We start from the raw sequence: 20,231 nt of genomic DNA on the forward strand, positions 1-20,231 counted from the left end.
ATATAGCTAATATAATACTTGTATGAAAAGATATTTTGAATATTGTGATGAGAAATCTTCGAAGTTTTGGGAAATAGAATTTACAAAAGAAAATGAATATCAAATTCGGTTTGGTAAAACAGGTTCGGAGGGAACAACTCAAATAAAAAGCTTTGATTCAAAAAAAAATCGTGATACCGAGGCTAATAAATTAATTAACACGAAAATTAAAAAAGGTTATCAAGAAACTAAAGACAGGTTAAAAAAAGCTTCACAAGCCAAAAAGGATTTAATAAAAGAGACACATAAACCGGAAAAAGTATTTAAAACAGTTTCGGCATTTTTGAAATCCATAAATAAGCTTTTAGTTGAATTTCAGGTTGGAGATTTCGATTTAAACTACGAACATTATTGCGAAATGGGTGTTAGCGATTTCTGTGTTACTTCGGGGTACTGGCTTTGTTCAATCAGTAATACCGGTCATGATCACATTGGAATCATGCCCGTTTTAAATCGTCCGGTAAATCAATGGCCTGTTGGATATCTTGATCAAAACGAAGGAACTCTAAGTACGTTTGCTTCAAGTGTAAAAACATGGTTGCCAGGATACTTAATTGCCGAATCCCAAAAAGGCTGGCATTTTCAGGAAAACTTTGAAGAAAATCGGGATGAAATTATTAAAATATTAAAACCATTTTTAGCCAAACGTTCTAGGGAGTTTGTAGATTTATTGATTGCAAATTCTTCAACTTCAAAATTATACGAAATTGTAGAACCGGGTTCCTTTCTTCATGAGTATCATATACTACTTGAAAAAGAAAAATTTAGCTTAAATGAGTGGAAAAAATATCTTAAGAAATATCCATTTTTTAATGAACCACTTTTACATATTCTTAACTTGGATAAAGCTGATAAGGTAATTTACGAAAAACTTTTAAACTGCATCTTACGTCATGATTTGGGTAGCTATTCGTTTAAACTTTTAAAAATGAATGCCAAAAAAATGTGCACTCTATTCTCAGAAAATGAAACCCCACTTTATCCTTTACTTTTAAATTTTAAAAATAATAAGAAAAAATACATTCCTATGGCAGATGCCTTTTTCGAGGCCGGGAAATATTATCAAAAATTAAAACAGTATTGGAAAGCTTATTGTTGTTTTGATAATAGTATTTGGGCTGAGCGATGTGAAACAGAAGAGTTTAGAGAAGATGCATATATTGAACAAATTAAAGTAGCAAAACTTTTAAATGATGAAGTATTTTATTCTCAATACGAGGGGGCCTGTTTGCCCGAAAAGTTAAAGAGTGATAATAATGATGAATCATCGACAACTTTAAAGGAATTAATCGAATCATTTAAAGAACATCGGGTTCCTGAGCCCCTGGCTAAACTTGCCGTTTTTTGGGATGATTTAGGAACCTACTTTTGCGATGAGTTTGAATTACAGGCAGATAAATATGATATGGCGAAGGCCTGGTTTAAAGAAAATAAAAAGGGATATTCGAAAATTATTCCGTTCGGAGTTGATGGAACGGGTGCTTTATTTGCATTTTGGTTATATAAAAGTGGCATTACTACAGAAAACGCTCCGGTGGTTTATCTTGGCTCGGAAGGTATTGGAAATACGGTTTTAGCCGAAAATATTCTAGATTTTATGCAGATTTTAACCGCCAATCGTGCCTATATTCCATACGATAAAGCTTTTTTTGAGTACAACGATGAATATAAGACTGAAAATAACAAATACAGAAAATGGCTTAAAAAGGAGTTTGGTTTAGAAGTAATTAAAAACCCTACAGAAAAATGGAAGCAAGCGGTTGCAAAATTTCCATCTTTCGAACAATGGATTACAACGATTTTGAAATGAATTAATTTGTTTAGTCCCTATTATTCTCGGTAATAAAACCAGATTCGATTCAAGTATTTATCTCTGTAAGAGAAATAGCCTTTTTCTATAAAGCTATATTCCGGCTGAAAAAAAGCAGGAAGATCGGGCTTTTTTGCCCGGTTTAGACTGAATGTCAGATTCCCCGGCTGTGCCGGGCAGTGACCCTCAAGAGAATCAAAGAAAATTCGAATTTTATCATCCAGTATAATTTCAGCATGTTGTTTTTTGCATACAATAATTTTTCCCTGAAAGGTTTCGGAATAAATATTTGCAGATTCTTTACAGTCTGAGGATGCAAGGTTTACTGCATAAAATGCTATATTCATGCTTTATAATCAATATGATCCTTATAAAGGATTGTCTTTAATATATCACTGCGTGTGACAATGCCCAGAACTTTTCTTTCTTCATTAAGAATAGGTAGGGAACCAATTCTTTCTTCCAGCATAACTCTTGCCATATCAGGAAGAGGGGATTCGGGTTTTGCAGTTAGAACGCGACTTATCATGACTTCTTCTATCAGTCGATTTTTAACATAAGAAATATCTTCCGGATAGTCTAAGAAATTTTGCAGAATACCTCTTTCGGAAATAATTCCGATTAACTTCTTCTCATAATTAATAACAGGGATGTGACGGATACGATTCTTTCTAAAAAGATAAACTGCTTTTTCTACTGTAAGTGATGGTTCAACTTCTATAACCGGAGAACTCATGACATGCCTTGCTAAAATTGCCTGGACTGATTCTGCTTCTTCTGCTTTAAACTCCATATCTTCGTAGGGGTTTAGTTTGGGTCTGGAAATACTGCTTGTATCCCGTCTTTCAAAAGAATCTTTTTGTCCCTTATCTTCGGGATGTTCTTTTACTACATCATCACGGTTAGTAGTTGATTCATTAAATTTATGTACCTTATGAACCCTATCTTTTCCCGGTTCCGGTTTATAACGGCTCGAAACCCCACTATCTATCCAGATGAACGGCATATATAGATCCTTATTTTAATTCTTTCAATCTCTTTTCCAGACGACATTTGGGGTAATTTCCTGGTTTTAAAGGAGTACCCACATAGCCATAGGCTTCTTGCTGGGATACAATTTTTAAATCCCAGCCTCTCTCGTAGAAAGGACAACTCTCTACATTATTTTTGCACAAAACCTGTGTGGCCTGAGGTTTGGGATAAGCCCAGGCGGCAGGAGGATACTGGCATTGCTTTTCAATTTTGGCAATAGCACGCATTCTATCAATTATAGCTTCATAGGTCTTAAATTTCTTAATAAAAGGTTCTGCGATTTCTTCCTTGAATATCTTCTTTTCAAGATTATAAGCAAACATCGTTAAAATCGTTTTAGATGTATTTTCATTGTCCGGCACTTTTTTCATGGTTTCTTTAAGAAAGCGAACGATTTTAAGTATTTCTATTAAATATTCTACAAGTTCCGGTTCCACTTCCGGTTCTTTGATTTCTTTATCCTGAAAAAGTTTAAATGGATGGTCAGATATTCTTTCCATATCCAGTTCTAACTCTTCCGGACCACCACCTCCCCAATACATGCCCGGTATCCAGTGGCGACGAATGGCTTCTTGAACGAAAGAGGGGAGACCGATTTTTCTTCCTAAAGAAGAGCTGAAATCGGCCAGTTGCATCATTTGTGCATCCCTTTGAAGGGGAATTTTCCAGTATTCATTCTCAGAAAGAGCCAGATCCATAAATAAACCGGCAAGAAAAGCATAGCGATGCAGGTATTTTATGGGCATTTCGACTGAGTAGGCAATTCCCATGGAAAGTAAGGCGGACTCTATGCTATAGGAAAAATATTTCTTTTTCTCTCTCCAGAGTCTATAAGAGGAAATTACAATGAAGGAGTCCCGAAGAGAATGTTCTATTACTCCTTTATAGGAGATGGTTCTTTCTGTTTCTGAGTTAAAAAGCATAGAAATCATGTCTTCTACGCTGTCTTTGTCCAGTCTCGTATAAATAGACTCAATAAAGCGGCTTTTTAGACGTTCTACAAGCTCAAAAGTAATTTTAATATGAAAAATAGGTTCATACTGGCCATGCATGGTTTCCAGTTTGCTTATCATCCCACCTTTCAACTTTGCATTTTCCTGTATAAGGACTTTTCCATTTTTATCCTGAATTGGATTGGCCATTTGTGCTATTCCAATCAATTCGTTTTCATATAAGAAACTGGCAAAAGCCGGAAAATCTTCAAATTCTATGTATTCAGGAGACAATTTCATGAACTCAAAATACAAGAATACCCGGAATAAGAAAAGAAAAAATAAATAAATTATTCACGATAAAGGAAAAAGATGAAAAAATTTAATAATAGTAGACGCTCAATCCTAAAAAAGCAAACTAGCACTAAACTAGGAAAATACTGTATTGATGACTGAAAACGGCAAGGTGGATGGATACAAATAGAACGATCGTAAACCCGGATAAGCTTTCAGAAGAGTCCCTGCATGATATAGAACGAAGGGTAATTCATGAAACAGAAACCGGGAAGTGTTACATGGAGGTTCCGGACTACAAAGCCTTACATCTTCAGGTAAACCGATTGAAAGTTCTCATGGATGTTGCCCGTTCTATCATGGCTGAAATCGGTCTGGATTCTCTTCTGGCCCGGATTATGGAAAGTGTAACCGAGGTGATGGGAGCGGATCGTTCTTCTTTATTTTTAATCGACAGGAATACGAATGAACTCTGGTCCAGGGTTGCCCAGGGAGCACCGGAGATACGCCTTCCTCTGGGTTTTGGCATTGTAGGGGATGTGGCCCTGAGTGGAAAGACCGCTAATATACCCGATGCTTATTTGGATGAGCGTTTTAATCGAGACTTTGATAAAAAAACCGGTTATAGAACTCGTTCTATTTTATGTATGCCTATTAAAAATCCCAAAGGCGAGATTATTGGAGCTATCCAGGTCTTAAATAAGCTTAAGGGAGAATTTTTTACGGAAAGCGATGAGGACTTGTTGGCTGCTTTTACTTCTCTTGCCGGTATTTCCATAGAAAACGCCAGGGCTTATGAAGAACTGGAGAAAGAAAGAAATTCTCTTGAAGTGAAGGTAAAAGAAAGAACAAGGGATCTGGCCTCAGCCAAGAAGAAATCCGATGAACTCCTTTTGAATATTTTACCGGAAGAGACAGCCGAAGAACTAAAAACACACGGAAAAGCTAATACTAGAAAGTATGAAATGGTAACGGTTTTATTTACAGACTTTAAAGGCTTTACCATGGTAGCTGAAGAAATGAAACCGGAAGACCTGGTGAACGAATTGCATAATTGTTTTGTTTATTTTGATGAGGTCGTAGGTCGACACGGTCTGGAGAAAATTAAAACTATCGGGGATTCTTATATGTGTGCAGGTGGTATACCGAAGCCTACGAAAACCAATCCGGTAGACATTATATTAGCAGCTTTTAAAATACAAAAATTCATGGAAAAGACTGGCCAGATAAAGAAGGCCTTCAACGAACCTTTCTGGGAACTGCGAATCGGAATACATACAGGGCCTATAGTTGCCGGGGTGGTCGGTAAAAAGAAATTTGCTTATGACATCTGGGGAGATACAGTAAATACTGCGAGTCGGATGGAGTCTTCAGGTTTTCCCGGAAAAATTAATATCTCCGGTTGTACTTATGAGCTTGTAAAGAAATATTTCGATTGTACTTACAGGGGGAAAGTGCAGGCGAAAAACAAGGGTGCTATTGATATGTACTTTGTTGATGGGATAAAAGAAGAATATTCTGTCGATAGAAAAGGAAAAGTTCCTAATAAGAAGTTTTTAAATGAATTAAAACGGATTGAAATGGGAAGGAATAACCCCTTTTTAGACATCCTGCATAAGCGTAAACAGTATTCTTAAATATATTAACATATTCTTAAATACTTTATAATAAGCTGTTTTTTTCCTATATACTAATTTTTTCTTGATCTTCATTTTTCTTGAGATATTATGAGTTATACAGAGTTTTAAGGAGACAAGAATGAAAAAAGTTTTCATACCAATTTTGGCGATTTTTATTTTAAATACCTGTTCGCTCGTTCAAAATGATGACAATAATAAGGATAATGAAAAGGTTTTATTATTGGCAGCAGCTTCTATGAATGCAAATAAAGGTGCGAGTACCTGTTCTACACCTAATTATTCAACACCTACCACCACCACAAGCAGTACGGCTCAGTACAAAGTTCCGGATACTGCCCAGACGGACTGTTTTAATTCAACATCAGGGGCTGTGACTGCCTGTTCGGGTACAGGTTATGACGCTGATTATAATACTGTAAATCAGCAGAGTTATACCGATAATGGAAATCAAACGATTACGGATAATGTTACAGGTTTGATGTGGTCAAAGTCACCGGATATAAATGGAGATGGAACTGTAAATGCTTCGGATAAGAAGACACAAACCGCCGCGGTAAGCTATTGCTCCGATTTAAGCCTGGGCGGATACACAGACTGGCGTTTACCGGACATTAAAACACTTTATTCTCTCATGAACTTTACCGGTAAAGATCCCAGTGGTAGTACTACAACCAGTACAGCTTCTCCTTTTATTGACTCTACAAAGTTTATAGTTGGGTTTGGAGATACTTCAGCCGGGGAAAGGTTTATCGATGGACAATATGCGACAACCAGTATCTATAACTCTTGTACTAATTTAGGAGGTGGGTATGCTGAAACAATGTTTGGTGTAAACTTTGTAGATGGAAGAATAAAAGGTTATCCTACTTCAAATAAAACTTATTATGTTTATTGTGTAAGGGGAAATACGAATTATGGTTTAAATAACTTTGTAGACAATAATGATGAGACGATTAGTGATAAAGCAACAAGTTTAATGTGGCAAAAAAATGATACCAAATCTACTGATTTTGAAAATGCAGTTTCTACCTGTGAAAAGGCAACAACAGGAGGTCATTCAGACTGGCGTTTACCCAATGTGAAAGAATTGCAGAGTATTGTTGACTATTCCCGCTCTCCGGATATAACCAATAGTGCAGCAATTGATGCAAAATTTAATGCTACTTCCTTTACCAATGAAGGAGGGAAAACTGACTACGGTTACTACTGGTCTTCTACGACCCATGCAGCTTATAATCAGGATGGAAGTTCTTATACAGGTTATGCCGGTAGTTACGTTTGTTTTGGACGTTGCCTGGGCTATATAGGTTCTGTGTATGATGTTCACGGTGCCGGTGCTCAAAGGAGTAATTATAAGCAGGATGTATCCCTTACTCTGGGAGCCAGTTCAGCTAAGGATACGGCAGGGAACACCTTTTATTATCACGGTCCTCAGGGAGACATCTTAAGAAACTCTAATATGGTTCGTTGTGTGCGAAACTTTTAATTCTCTAATAAAATAAGAGACATAAAAGAATAATAAAAAAAAATGGAAATATGGATTTATTGCAGGGTTTAAATGAAGCACAAAAAGACGCTGTATTGAGGGTGAAGGGGCCGGTTCTAATTCTTGCCGGGGCCGGCTCCGGCAAGACAAGAGTCATTACTCACCGTGTAGCTCACCTCGTTCGGGAAGAAAAGGTTCATCCTCTTCAAATTTGTGCCCTGACTTTTACTAATAAAGCAGCAGCAGAAATGCGGGATAGGTTGCAGGGCCTTTTAGGATCGGATGCCAATATGGTGATGATGAAAACCTTCCATTCCCTTTGTCTTTACATTTTGCGTGTAGAAGCCGAACATACCGATAGGAAGTCGGGTTTTACTGTTTATGATACAGCCCTGCAAGAATCCCTGTTAAAAGAGTGCATGAAAGAATTGGGAGCGGATCTAAAGGATATGAAGCCTTCTTTTGTGGCAAACCGTATCAACTCTGCCAAGGATGATTTTCTTTCGCCCGAACAATTTTTCCATGCTCATCGCTATGAACCAAGGCGAGAACTATTATTTGATATTTATGAACTCTACGAAGCTAAAAAGAAAGAACGTAATGCTGTAGATTTTGGAGATCTAATTTATAAAACGGTTCATCTATTTTTGGATAAACCGGAGGTTCTACAAAAATATAACCATCGCTGGAAGTATCTTATGGTGGATGAATATCAGGATACAAACAAAATTCAGTATGAGCTTACCAAATTGCTTTCCGGAGAAGACAAAAATCTCTGCGTGGTTGGAGATGATGATCAATCTATTTACTCCTGGCGGGGAGCTGACATTCGGAATATTTTAAATTTTGAAAAGGATTTTCCTGATACCTATGTTGTAAAATTAGAAGAGAATTATCGTTCTACTCGCAATATCATTACAGCCGCGGCTTCGGTTATCGCTAATAATTCAAACCGGAAAGATAAAACTCTTTATACAAAAAAAGAAGAAGGGGAACGAATTAGTTTAAAGCAATATTTGAATGAAGCAGAAGAAGCCTTTGCTCACGTAAAAGAAATTAAGAAGTTATATGCAAAGACAGGGAAATATTCCGGAATGGCAATATTCTATAGGACAAATGCACAGTCTCGCTACTTTGAAGAAGAGATCCGTAAAGCATCAATTCCTTATAAAATCTTTGGTGGTTTTCGTTTTTACGATAGGGCAGAAATAAAAGATCTGGTTGCTTATCTGTCGGTGCTGGTAAATCCATTGGATTCCACGTCTTTATTAAGAGTGATTAATACACCTCCGAGGGGAATCGGACAGAAAAGTATTGACTCAATGATTGAGATTAGTATTCACGAAGGTGTTTCTTTATTTGAAACATTAAATTCCGATAAACTGGAACTCAGAAAAAATACTCTTACAAAAGTGAAGGAACTGTATCAAAAACTTCTAAGTTTAATGGAATTATTAGAAAGTCCCGATGTTCGTCCTTCTGAAGTGGTTGAAAATACAATTACAGTTCTTGGAATCGAGGAGTTTTACAAACAGGAAGGGTCGGATGAGTCTATAAGTAGACTTGAGAACATTCAAGAATTCTTAAATGCTATTGAAGAATATGAGGAAAACACCGAATCACCCAGTCTTTCTGAATATTTAGAAGACATTAGTCTTTTGACCAGCGAACAGGAGAAGCCGGAATTGAATGATTACTTGACTTTAATGACGGTCCATAATTCTAAAGGTTTAGAGTTTGACTATGTGTTTTTAAGCGGTATGGAAGAAGGAACCTTTCCTCACCAGATGTCTATTGAGGAGGGAAATATTGAAGAAGAGAGAAGGCTTTGTTATGTAGCTATTACCCGTGCCCGTCAAAAATTATATATCAGCTATTGTGAAACCAGTAGGAAATATGGTATGGTGGATTATCGGGATCCTTCGCGCTTTCTGGCTGAGATTCCGGAAGAATACCTCGATAGGTCTTTTGCTTCCAAATCGGGATCAAGAGTTGCTATTAGAAAGCCCGAATTTGTACCCAGAGCCAGGGATAGTTTTTCATCAAAACCTTTTCCGACAAATAATAAAGCAAATACTAATGTATCAAATTCCGGAGGAATACAAAAAGGTTCAAAAGTTCGACATAAGATTTACGGAGAAGGGGTTGTGCTGGAGGTTTCCGGCTCAGGGGATAATCGTAAAGTAAAGGTAGCATTTGGACATGCTCAAAAGAACTTTCTTTTACAATATACTCCCCTGGAGTTAATATAGAAAATGGAAATTCTAAAATTCAGTCAACTTTTAATATACGGTTGAGTTTTTTAGATATATTATTATAAATATTATATTTACTCAAAAGTCTTCTAAAAATATAGTAGTCGATTAATTTAAGAATTTTTAGACCTAATGAAGATATTACAAAAGTGGAGATCAAGATTATGAGCACGTTTAGGGTGCCATTTTGATCTCCCTTAAAAAATAAACCTTCTGTGTTCATTCCAAAAAAACCTACAACGAGGTTTAAAGGAAGAAATGTAGCCGATATAAGGGTAAGGTAATAGATGTTTTTGTTAAGACGATCATCTTTTAAAGAAACATAATAGTGATGAATACTATCCAGTTTATGTAACTGATTTTGTATGCCCACAATATAAGCATTGATATCCTCTATTAAATCATAAAAATTAGTTTTTGGGAAATTTTTATGAGTTTCATATTCTTTGCAAACATCTTTCAGGACCAGAATATTTCTTTGATAATAACGTTCAAATTTAGTTAAGTCTTTTTTTGCATCAAACCATACATCCATAAAATATCTGGATATCTTATTAGTGTAGAGTTTATCTTCCAGAGCATCGATCTCATTGGTATAACCATCTATGAGTTTTTTATGTTCATTATGAATCGGAACGATACTTTGCAGAAGACCGGGAAATCCATTCGGGAGTAGTTCAAAACTGCTTTTCTCCCGATTATATATATGAATAGTTTCATTTTGAATTATAAAGCCTTTGCTTTCATAGTTTAAACCAGACTCAAAAAGAGATAGATGTCGGAGTATGAGAACTCTATAATCTTCCTCTCGAATGAAAGAGGAAGGGTGTTCCAGAGATTTTAAATCTTCAATATGTACTTCTTTTATTGTTTCTATCGGGTTTTTTAAATTCATAATATAACGCCTTATGGAAAGGATAGTTCACAGGCTTTTCGAAAGCCTGCAAATATCAATCAAAATTAGATTCAAAATTTTGTGAATTTTAATTTGTAAACTACCATAAATCAGCATTTTTTATTAATACGAAGTTGTTTAATTACTTGGCATTTTTGGGATTCTAAAGAATAGGGGTTATATGGCAAGAGAAAAAGATAATCCGGGTTTACAGGCCTATGATCTGAGTTCTTATACCGGACTCAGGGGAAAGAATTTTTATAAAGTGGACAGGACAATTCAGAGAATCGTAGAACGTTATTCGGAAGGCTACACTCCCGAACATAAAAAGGCTATGATTTCCCATCTTGAAGGTTATGGAGAACTGGTAGGTGGAAAGCTTGATGAATTAACAGAAGCCTGTCATAAAGAAGGTAAATACGGCGAGATTGAACATTATGATAGAACCGGTAAACGAATTGATGCAATTCGCTATTCTCCGGAACAATTAGAATCACGTAAACTTTCTTATGAATACGGGATAGTTAATTTGGACTTTCATACATCCTGGAAACATCCTTTTACATTTTTACATCGTTATGCTTTGACTTATCTCAATAACCTGAATGGAGAAGGAGGAGTTGCCTGTCCCCTGGCTATGACAGAAGGGATGATTTTCGCTTTAAAGGAAATCGGCACGGAAGCACAAAAAAAGAAATATCTTCCTCTGGTTGCGGGAGAGAAAAGTTCTTCTCACTTTATGGCAGGACAATACGTTACGGAACGGGTAGGGGGAAGTAATGTTCAGGCCAATCGAACTGTAGCTAAAAAGTTAGAGAATGGTAAATGGCTTTTGAATGGAGAAAAATGGTTTTGTTCAAATCCCGGTGATCTCTGGGTAACTACAGCCAGAGTAGAAGGAACCAATACGATTGGTTTATTTTTAGTTCCGAGACTCAAGGACAATGGGGAACTTAACGGTCATCATATATTAAGAAAAAAAGATATTATTGGTTCAAGAGGAAAGGTAACTACTGAAATTGTCTATGAAGACCTGGAAGCTGAAGAATTGGGAAGAACCACCCACGGACTTGCGAATCTTGTAAAGTATGTTATCTCTATTTCCAGAATCCATGTTGCTGTTGGAGCTTGCGGGAATGCCAAACGTGCGGTGATGGAAGCAGCCGAGTATGCCAGGTTTCGCACGGCATACGGAAAGAAAATTCAGGATTTTTCCGCTTATACAAAACAATTAAGTGAAATTGCCGTTTTACAGGCAGCTATGGCTTTTTCTGTATTTCGCTTTTTTTCTTATGTCGATAAGGGGATAGAAGCAGAAGCCATATTAGCTCCTCTTTTGAAATACAAATCTTCCTTGCAGGCTTCTCACGTTACCCGTGAAGCTATGATCTGTCTCGGAGGAAATGGAATTATTGGTGACTTTTCTCCCGTTCCGAGATTACATAATGATTCTATCATAAACGAAACCTGGGAAGGCACTCACCTGATAATTACCGGACATTTCTTGCAGGCAATGAACCGAAAAAGAAAATACACTTCTTTCCTGAATGAAATAGAAAACAATGTAGATAAGGCCAGAGAGATACCTTTTCTACATTATCCTTGCTCGACTTTTGAAACGAAACTTGTGGAGTTAAAGGATCTCATGGAAGAACCTAAAGACTGGAAAGAAGCCAATCGTACTTATCTTGCTGAGCTGGCTTATGAAGTCTTTGCTCTTTCAGAACTCCTGGAACAGGCTGCTTTTGATAATAAAGCTGATTCTGTCTATACTGATTTGGCTCATGCTTTTGCGGAAATCTGTGCTTTTGGCCTTGTTGGAAAAAGAAAGAGGAATAGTATCTTTTTAAACCATGAAAAAATGCAAAGAATTATAGAACTTTAGGATTATAAGCTTGTTACATAGATATTTTACAATCAATTGGATCGTAGGTCCCCGCTACGATCTTTTCTTTTTCATTGGAAGTTTTATTCTAACTTTTCTTTTTTATGGACTATATAAATGGCTTGTCTATCTCGGATTTGCAGCAACCGGAACTTCTGCTTTAGTTACTTATTTTATATTTACAGCTTTTTTTGATCAACCTCATATTTTTCAGACTTTCTCGAGGACACATGCGGATAAGGAAGAATTTCAAAATCGTAAATATACCTACACAATAGGACTTTTTTTACTTATCCTTGTTGGTCTGGTTCTTACGGCTAAGGGGTATATTAAGGAATTGGTAATATTTACAGCTATATTTGGTTCTTATCATGTTATACGACAGCACTATGGATTTTTGCGAGCCTACCACAGAAAAAATGCAGATAATCATCCTATAGATTTTTATATTGATTCAACGATGTTCTACTCCGGTATGTTTGCATTTTTCTTTGGTAATTTTACAAAAACTGATAAACCTACACTTATATATGGAGAGCTAAGTGTTCATTTTCCCGGAACACCGGAGATCGTGTCTCTTATTCTTTGGAAAGTATTTCTTGCAAGCCTAATAGTATTTCTTTTAAGACAATTCCATCTTATTTCTATTGGTAAGAAAATTAATCTTCCCAAATTCCTTTTACTCTTTGCTGCTTTATCTTCTCATTTCTTTGTATTTTTTGCAACTGAGACAACATTTTTGGTAGCAGAAGCTTTAGAAACTTCTTATCATACAGTTCAGTACCAGGGCTGGATTGCCCAGTACCAGGTAAAAAAGTTCCCGGAAGTAAAAGCAGTAGCTTACAAGTGGTTTTTTGTTGCGGTTGCTTATGGTTTGCTTTCGGCTGTTATTGAAGTTTATGAGCTTTTATCTTATACCTGGGCTATGTATTTATTTGTTCCTTTCGCTATGATTATATTGTTTCATTATTATATAGATGGATTCATCTGGAGGTTTGGAAAGGATAAACCTATGAGAGACCTAATGTTGCGGAAATGAAAAATTAAGCCAACTCTTTTAACTCGTTCGCAAGATTCCTGGCTCTCTCTTTTTCACCGGTTTTCATGAAAATATTAATTGCGAGTTGAATACCCTTTTTATCTTTAGGTTTGTCTGTAAGAAAATCTTCGATTAAAAGTTTGGATTTATCTAATTCATTCATCTGGTAATATACCAGTGCCAGTTGATATTTAATACCGGCATAAGAGGGGATTAGTTTCTTTGCTTCTGCAAAATTAAATAAAGCGTCTCTAACTTTATTTAAACGTAAGAGATGAATACCGGAATTATATAGTTCAATAAATTTTGACCAATTAGGCTGTAATTCAATTGCGAAGACTGAAATATCATCTTTTACTTCTGCATTTTTCATAAATCGCTCCAGATCGTTAATCACAGCGTATACTTGATCCTGTAGATTTAAACTCTGTGTATCAAAGAGCATTTTTATAAGCCTATCCTGACCGTATTCTTCTTTTTCCGGATTTTTATGTTCAATGAGTCCATCTGTATACAAATATACCCTGTCACCGCTCTGAAGTCTTGTATGGCGGCTTTCATAAGTGCTACCTGCATCTTCTAAGGCTCCTATAAATATCCCATTGGTGTCAAGGAGTTGAAATTCTTTTTTACTATGGATAAAATGAATAGCTTTTGTATGAGAGGCATTTGCATATTCCATACGGTTATTCTCACTTATCCGTAAAAGAAAAGCAGTCAAATAGTCACTGGTTTTGATTTTACTACAGAGTATTTCATTTACCTCTTTAAAGACTTCTGAAGGTTGTATATTTTCTTCTATAGCATTCGAAAAAGCCTGTTTGGCGGCCATTGTAACCAGGGCTGCCGGTACTCCGTGTCCGGAAGCGTCGGCAAGAAGAACGTAAAGACTACTTGGATAGCGATATACATCATAGTAGTCCCCGGAAACTTTACCCATTGCTTTATAGTAGGTTGCAAAGGAAATTCCATTCCAGGGTTCGAGATCTTCTTCGAGAGGTAGGATTCCCTTTTGAATATTCGCTGCAAAATCTAACTCGGTAGCAAGCATCCTGTCTTTTCTTGCTAATTCTCCAAGACTTTTGTTAAGTTCCATCGTTCTTTCTTCGACTTTGTTTTCAAGATTTTGCTGATATTCCCGAATCGTGCTGGCTGCTAAATTTACACCATTAGCGAGGTTCACAAATTCACTATCTATTGTTTTTAGAAATAACTGGCCTTTTCCACCTTTCATAAGATCATAAGTTGCACTTTCTATTTGCTTTAAAGCGCTATAGATGATATAGAAAATTAGAAAAGCCATAAACAAGGAAGCGGTTACTGCCAAAAAAGAGAAGCTATAGACCTTATTTAAATTTCCCCTGTTGGAGTAGGTTATAGAGTTAGAAATTAAAAGATTGATGATAAATAGTATGATAAAATACGTAAGCTTTGTCCTTACTGTATAGATAGCATCCTCTCTTAATTTATCAATAGATATATTTTTTTCATACATGATTTCCATACACTTAGCTCTTAACTCTCCGGTTAAGATTTCTGAAATGACCATACTAAAGCAGGTGACAATAAAAATGGCAATGAAAGCTACTGATAATATTATTAAAGTTTTTTGAAGCTGTAAACCTTCCAGGCTTATCTCGAAGGTAAGAAGACCGATCAGGATAAGTGTAATTCCTATATTTATAGTTAGAGCTATATTTTTGGGAAAACGTATGAGAGCTTTAAATAATTCCTTATACTCCTCATCCTGCAAGTTTTCTTTTATTATAATGTTTCTATTTCTATATTCTATAAATTTATGAATGGTTTTTAGGGTTTTTCCATAGGCACCTTTCAGTCCGAGTCTGTAAAACAAACCGAATTGATAAGCAGAACCGGTCCACACAGTAAAAATGCAAATTTTAAGCAGAATCATAAAATAAGAGGAAAGTTCAACCTTAACTGCATCAAAAAAGTATAGGGCAAAGAGACTGGCAGTTACACCACCTATCCCGGCAGAAAAAAGTGTAACCCCTAAAACATAGGAGGTATATTTTGAAATGAAAATAATTATGGCTCGTATATTATTTTCAATAATAGCTGTAAATCTTTGTGTACGCAATTTTAGACCTTCTTATTCTTAGATACCTATATTTGAATCAGGAATATTTTCTAAATATCGGATCCTCTTTAATGTGCGCTTGGCTTTTTCTTTCATTCCTAATTTGCTGTATACATTTACAGCCAATTGCAAGGCTTTGATTTCATCAGGTTTTTTATCAAGAAAGATATGTAAATATTCTATCGATTTTTCATATTCTTTTAGCTGGTAAAGAGCAAGAGCTATCTGGTAGTAGATACTCGGATAAGATGGAAACAATATTTTGGCTTCTTCGAAAAGTTTAAGTGCATATTCAATATGGTTTTCTTTTAATAACTTTAAACCATTATTATACAACTCTATAAATTTGGTCCAAAAGGAGGGTAGCTCAATAATTAACATACTTATATCATCTGTCAATGGAGCTGTTCCGATGTGCTTGTGTAATTTCAAGCGAATTTCTTCTAATTGAGATTTGCAGGGGAGTTCAATTGTACTCAGGATGAGTTCATTTAATCTATCCTGACCAAATTCTTCTTTGTTTAAACTTTTATGTTCAATAAGACCATCGGTGTATAAATAGATACGGTCACCACTATTTAGGCGGGTGGTTCTATCTTCATATAAATATTCAGCTTCATCTATAGCAGCGATGAACATTCCATTTGTATCTAAAAGTTCCAGGTTATTCGTATTTTTGTGGTAGTGAATAGCCTTGGTGTGAGAAGCATTGCTGTATTGAATTCTATGTTTTTCATCGATTCGCAGTAAAAAGGCCGTTAAATAGTCACTGGTCTTAATGCGTTTCAAAAGCTCACGATTGGCCATTTTAAAAATTTCTGAAGGCCTGTCATTTTCTTGAATATTTGAAAAAACATGTTTTGCTGCCATTGTAATAAGGGCGGCCGGAACACCATGTCCGGATGCATCTGCCATAATTACATAGATGCAGGATGGAAAACGAAAGATGTCATAGTAGTCACCGGAAACTTTTCCGAGGGGTTCATAAAAAACTGCAAATTGTAAACCTGAATAAGGTTTGATTTCAGCGGGTATTATTCCTTTTTGAATATTAGCAGCGAATTCTAATTCGGTTTCAAGAAGTTCTTCTTTATGGTTTAGTTCTGCAAGAGTCATTTGCAATTCGGTTACTGCTTCATTTAATTTCTTGGTTCTATCTTTAACTTTGTTTTCAAGACTATTTCTATAATCCTGTATAGTGACCGAAGCTTTATTGATGCCTTTGGCAACAGTGATAAATTCTTTATCCAGGGAGCGAAGGAATAAAACCCCTTTGCCTCCTTCTATTAGTTTATAAGAGGCATTTTCAATTTGTTTTAGGGATATATAAATTGTATAAAACAAAATATAAGCGAGAAACAATGAGGTTAAGAAGGCAAAAAACGAAAAGGTCCAAACGCGGTTCAAATTCTCTTTATTATGATAAAGTAATAAATTAGATAAAAATACAGTTAATAAGAAAAGGGAAAGAAAAAAACCAATTTTAGCTTTTACGGTAAATAGAATATTATTAGAAAAATTATTGAGTTGTATTTCTTTATCATTCATTTTTTTCAGACAATCTGCCCGCATTTTACCCGATAAAATTTCACAGAGAATCAGGGTAAAACAGAAGGTTATGAAAATTTCTATAATCCCGGCGATAAGAACATAGGTACTTGTAATTTTATTGAATTCCCCGGTGGCAAAACCCACACTTACCGTGATTGAGAATACACTCAAGACCATAATAATTATCCCTATCGATAAAAATATGGGTAGGTGAGACAATGCTTTTAAAAGATCAAGATATTCGTGTTTTTTTAAATCTGAACGTATCATGATATGGGGAGTTGATATAATACAGTTATTAATTACACGGATAGTTTTTCCGAATGCCCAGCGAAAGCCCAGACGGTAGAAAAGTCCGTATTGAAAAGCAGCAAATAGCCATAAAAAGATAATCAGGGTTTTTAAAAGTCCCATAAGGGAAGGGCTTACTTCAATTTTTAGTGCATCAAAGAAATAGATAATAAATAAGGTAGCGATACAACCGGCAAAACCACCGGAATACAGCGTTGCGGCAAATACATAGGACGTATACCTGGCTGTGAAATCGAAAATTTTTGAAGCAGTTTTCGAAAGAAAAGTTATAGAGTTTTTTGCTGGCAAATATACTTCCTTTGTTTTTTACTCAAAATACAGAAACTTATACAAAACTGTAAAGAAATAAAAATTTTTAGTTGAAGGTTAGCTTTGTATCGAAAACTTTTTTTTCCAATACTTTTTTCTTTATTCTACTCCTGTAGTTCAGCTCCGCTTTATCTGGCCAGGCAGGGTACTCAATTTGGATTTACAGATGAAGAAGGCATTTTTCAAATTTCTCCACAATTTGAAGAAGCTTTTCCATTTCGGGAAGATAGAGCAAGGGTGAAAATCGGAGCCTATTTTGGTTTTATCAATAGATCCGGAAGAATCGTTATAAACCCTCGTTTTGAAGAAGCTTCCGATTTTTACTCAGGTCTGGCCAGGGTAAAACTAAATGGAAAATGGGGTTATCTTCGACCGAATGGAAATTTTGCCATTGAACCTGTCTACGAAAGTGTTTATGATTTTTCGGAGGGTCTGGCCAGGGTTTTTGAAGGAGGACGTTGTGGTTATATTAATCTTTCCGGAAAAATGCAAATTAGTCTTCAATTTGAATACTGTGATGATTTCAAAGAAGGACTGGCTTCCATCAAACTCAACGATAAATATGGATATATAAATTTCTCAGGAAAGATGCTAATTAAGCCTCAGTTTTCTTTTGCAGCTGCATATTCTGAGGGTTATGCCATGATTATGGAGAAAAATCGCTTTGGCTTTATAGATAAAAGGGGAAATTTTATAGTAAATCCTGTGTATAGATACGCAGGAAGCTTTTCCGAAGGACTGGTGCGTGTTTGTGAAGATAAAAAATGGTCCTATATAAATTATGAAGGTAAAGAAGTGATTCCACCTCAGTTTCAATTCGCCAGGGATTTTGCCAATGGCCTGGCAGCGGTTCAATTGGGTGATAAATGGGCTTTTATTAATCGGGAAGGCAAAATTCTCATTAATCCACTTTATTCAGAAGCTGGAGATTTCCAGGAAGAACGGGCCTTTGTAAGGCTTGATGCAGTTCCGGGTTTTATTAATAAGGAAGGTAAATTTTTTCCTCTAAAAAAATAATGTTCTTACTGACCCTTTCCAGGAGTGAAATAAACGAGATTTTGATGGCTCGCTTACGAGGACTCCAGACTTTTTAAAGGGATATGTTCACGGGAGTATCCCTTTAAAGGTTTTTCATTGAAAAAAAAAGCCCGATTTTAGAACTATTCTTATTATGATAGAATACGAAGCGGTGATCGGGCTTGAAGTCCATGCTCAATTAAATACAGAATCAAAGATTTTTTCCGGTGCTCCAACTGAATTTGGAAATGCAGCCAACACCCAGGTTTCACCTGTTTGTTACGCTTTACCGGGAACTTTGCCGGTTTTGAATGAATTAGCACTGGAAAAGGCGATTTCAGCAGGCCTGGCTTTTGGTTGTAGTATTTCGCTTTTTACTAAATTTGACCGGAAAAATTATTTTTATCCCGATTTACCCAAAGGCTATCAGATTTCCCAGTTTGATAAACCCATTTGTCTTGGCGGAAAGGTTACATTTCAAATGAAGGACAAAGAAGGGGAGAATTCTGTTAATCTTACTCGTATTCATCTCGAAGAAGATGCCGGGAAACTTATCCATTCTCAGGACTCAAGGCAGGTATCTTTTTTAGATTTAAACCGTGCCGGGACACCTCTCATCGAAATTGTTTCTGAACCGGAAATTCGAAGTTCAGATGAAGCCTACGCGTATTTAAACTCTTTAAAAAATGTCTTACGCTATGTGGGTGTGTCGGATTGCAATATGGAGGAAGGTTCCCTTCGCTGTGACGCGAATGTTTCGATACGTCCGAAAGGTTCAAATGAGTTAAGAACCAGGGTGGAAATAAAGAATTTAAATTCTTTTAAAGCAGTAAAAGCGGCTATTGACTATGAAATCGAATGGCAAAAAGATATGTATAGTCGAAACGAGGCTTTTAAACAGCAAACAAAACTATGGGATCCGGATTCGAATAAAACCGTTTCTATGCGTTCCAAGGAAATGGCCCATGATTATCGTTATTTTCCGGATCCGGATTTGCCTGTGATTCTTTTAGAACAAAAATTTATCGATGAGTTAAAATCTAAATTACCTGAATTACCGGATGTGAGAAAAAAACGCTTTCAAACAGAACTTGGTTTACCTGAATATGATGCATTGGTTCTTACTTCTGAAAAGGAAATTGCAGATTATTTTGAAGAGGCTTTAAAATATTCGAAGGATTCGAAAAAAACATCTAACTGGGTGAAAGATGAGGTTTTGGGAATTGTTAACAAAGAAGGCGTGAGTATAACCGGGTTTTCTATTGAACCGAAACGTCTGGGAAGGATGATAGAGTTAATAAACACCGGTGAGATTTCTGGAAAGATTGCAAAGACAATTTTTGAAGAAATGCTTACTTCCAAATTTTCACCTGATGAAATTATGGATAAGAAAGGTCTTCGGGTTGTGCGGGATGATAAAGCTATAGAAGAATTATGTGATAAGGTTATTCAAGATTTACCTGAATCTGTAGACTCCTTCAAGAAAGGGAAAGGGAAAGCACTTGGTTCTCTGGTTGGAGCGGTAATGAAGCACAGTAAGGGAAAAGCGGATCCGAAACTTGTAAACGAAATACTAATAAAGAAATTAAATGAACTTCCAAACGTTTGATTGGAGTCTGTACTAATATATAAGA

The 20,231-nt window shown here is 36.0% G+C and carries 14 protein-coding genes; 8 read left to right on the plus strand and 6 right to left on the minus strand.

From position 1 onward, the window contains the following. The first annotated feature begins 22 nt into the window (after positions 1 to 22). The gene (locus tag H7A25_17470) at positions 23 to 1,849 is read left to right on the plus strand and encodes a WGR domain-containing protein (GenBank protein ID MCP5501696.1); all 1,827 of its coding nucleotides are present in this window, start codon (positions 23 to 25) and stop codon (positions 1,847 to 1,849) included. A gap of 20 nt (positions 1,850 to 1,869) precedes the next feature. On the opposite strand, the gene H7A25_17475 is transcribed toward H7A25_17470, so the two are convergent. From H7A25_17475 to H7A25_17485, 3 genes are read right to left on the minus strand one after another with little or no spacing between them, the layout of a single operon-like run. Next, the gene (locus tag H7A25_17475) at positions 1,870 to 2,196 is read right to left on the minus strand and encodes a hypothetical protein (protein MCP5501697.1); all 327 of its coding nucleotides are present in this window, start codon (positions 2,194 to 2,196) and stop codon (positions 1,870 to 1,872) included. Continuing rightward, complete coding sequence (locus H7A25_17480; protein ID MCP5501698.1) at positions 2,193 to 2,855, minus strand: CBS domain-containing protein; 663 nt, start codon at positions 2,853 to 2,855, stop codon at positions 2,193 to 2,195. The genes H7A25_17475 and H7A25_17480 overlap by 4 nt, the downstream gene beginning before the upstream one ends. Before the next feature lie 10 nt (positions 2,856 to 2,865). Further along, positions 2,866 to 4,113, minus strand: a complete 1,248-nt coding sequence (locus H7A25_17485) for a hypothetical protein (GenBank protein MCP5501699.1) — start codon at positions 4,111 to 4,113, stop codon at positions 2,866 to 2,868. Positions 4,114 to 4,781: 668 nt separating this feature from the next. Between H7A25_17485 and H7A25_17490 the strand changes: the two genes are divergently transcribed. The 3 genes from H7A25_17490 to H7A25_17500 all read left to right on the plus strand — a co-directional run bounded on the left by H7A25_17490 (position 4,782) and on the right by H7A25_17500 (position 9,485). After that, positions 4,782 to 5,744, plus strand: coding sequence for a hypothetical protein (locus H7A25_17490; protein ID MCP5501700.1), 963 nt, complete (start codon positions 4,782 to 4,784; stop codon positions 5,742 to 5,744). Positions 5,745 to 5,865: 121 nt separating this feature from the next. After that, entirely contained in the window at positions 5,866 to 7,233 is a 1,368-nt protein-coding gene (locus tag H7A25_17495) for a DUF1566 domain-containing protein (GenBank protein MCP5501701.1), read from the plus strand. Between the two features lie 50 nt (positions 7,234 to 7,283). Further along, positions 7,284 to 9,485, plus strand: coding sequence for an exodeoxyribonuclease V subunit gamma (locus H7A25_17500; protein ID MCP5501702.1), 2,202 nt, complete (start codon positions 7,284 to 7,286; stop codon positions 9,483 to 9,485). Positions 9,486 to 9,504: 19 nt separating this feature from the next. Here H7A25_17500 and H7A25_17505 read toward each other — a convergent pair whose 3' ends face one another. Continuing rightward, complete coding sequence (locus H7A25_17505) at positions 9,505 to 10,383, minus strand: hypothetical protein (protein MCP5501703.1); 879 nt, start codon at positions 10,381 to 10,383, stop codon at positions 9,505 to 9,507. 181 nt (positions 10,384 to 10,564) lie between these two features. Here H7A25_17505 and H7A25_17510 point away from each other — a divergent pair, with 181 nt between their 5' ends. Together H7A25_17510 and H7A25_17515 are read left to right on the plus strand one after the other, a co-directional pair. After that, positions 10,565 to 12,268 carry an acyl-CoA dehydrogenase family protein gene (locus H7A25_17510; GenBank protein ID MCP5501704.1) on the plus strand — a complete coding sequence of 568 codons (1,704 nt, stop codon included), beginning with the start codon at positions 10,565 to 10,567 and terminating at the stop codon, positions 12,266 to 12,268. A 10-nt stretch (positions 12,269 to 12,278) separates the two neighbouring features. Beyond that, complete coding sequence (locus H7A25_17515; GenBank protein ID MCP5501705.1) at positions 12,279 to 13,307, plus strand: hypothetical protein; 1,029 nt, start codon at positions 12,279 to 12,281, stop codon at positions 13,305 to 13,307. 4 nt (positions 13,308 to 13,311) lie between these two features. On the opposite strand, the gene H7A25_17520 is transcribed toward H7A25_17515, so the two are convergent. After that, positions 13,312 to 15,408, minus strand: a complete 2,097-nt coding sequence (locus tag H7A25_17520) for a serine/threonine-protein phosphatase (protein MCP5501706.1) — start codon at positions 15,406 to 15,408, stop codon at positions 13,312 to 13,314. 18 nt (positions 15,409 to 15,426) lie between these two features. Then, complete coding sequence (locus H7A25_17525; GenBank protein ID MCP5501707.1) at positions 15,427 to 17,559, minus strand: SpoIIE family protein phosphatase; 2,133 nt, start codon at positions 17,557 to 17,559, stop codon at positions 15,427 to 15,429. A gap of 84 nt (positions 17,560 to 17,643) precedes the next feature. Here H7A25_17525 and H7A25_17530 point away from each other — a divergent pair, with 84 nt between their 5' ends. Together H7A25_17530 and gatB are read left to right on the plus strand one after the other, a co-directional pair. Then, complete coding sequence (locus tag H7A25_17530) at positions 17,644 to 18,597, plus strand: WG repeat-containing protein (protein MCP5501708.1); 954 nt, start codon at positions 17,644 to 17,646, stop codon at positions 18,595 to 18,597. A gap of 154 nt (positions 18,598 to 18,751) precedes the next feature. Beyond that, positions 18,752 to 20,206: an Asp-tRNA(Asn)/Glu-tRNA(Gln) amidotransferase subunit GatB gene (gatB, locus tag H7A25_17535; GenBank protein MCP5501709.1), complete on the plus strand. Its 1,455-nt coding sequence runs from the start codon at positions 18,752 to 18,754 to the stop codon at positions 20,204 to 20,206. Positions 20,207 to 20,231 lie beyond the last annotated feature (25 nt).

It is taken from the genome of Leptospiraceae bacterium (assembly GCA_024233835.1).
Lineage (GTDB): Bacteria > Spirochaetota > Leptospiria > Leptospirales > Leptospiraceae > JACKPC01.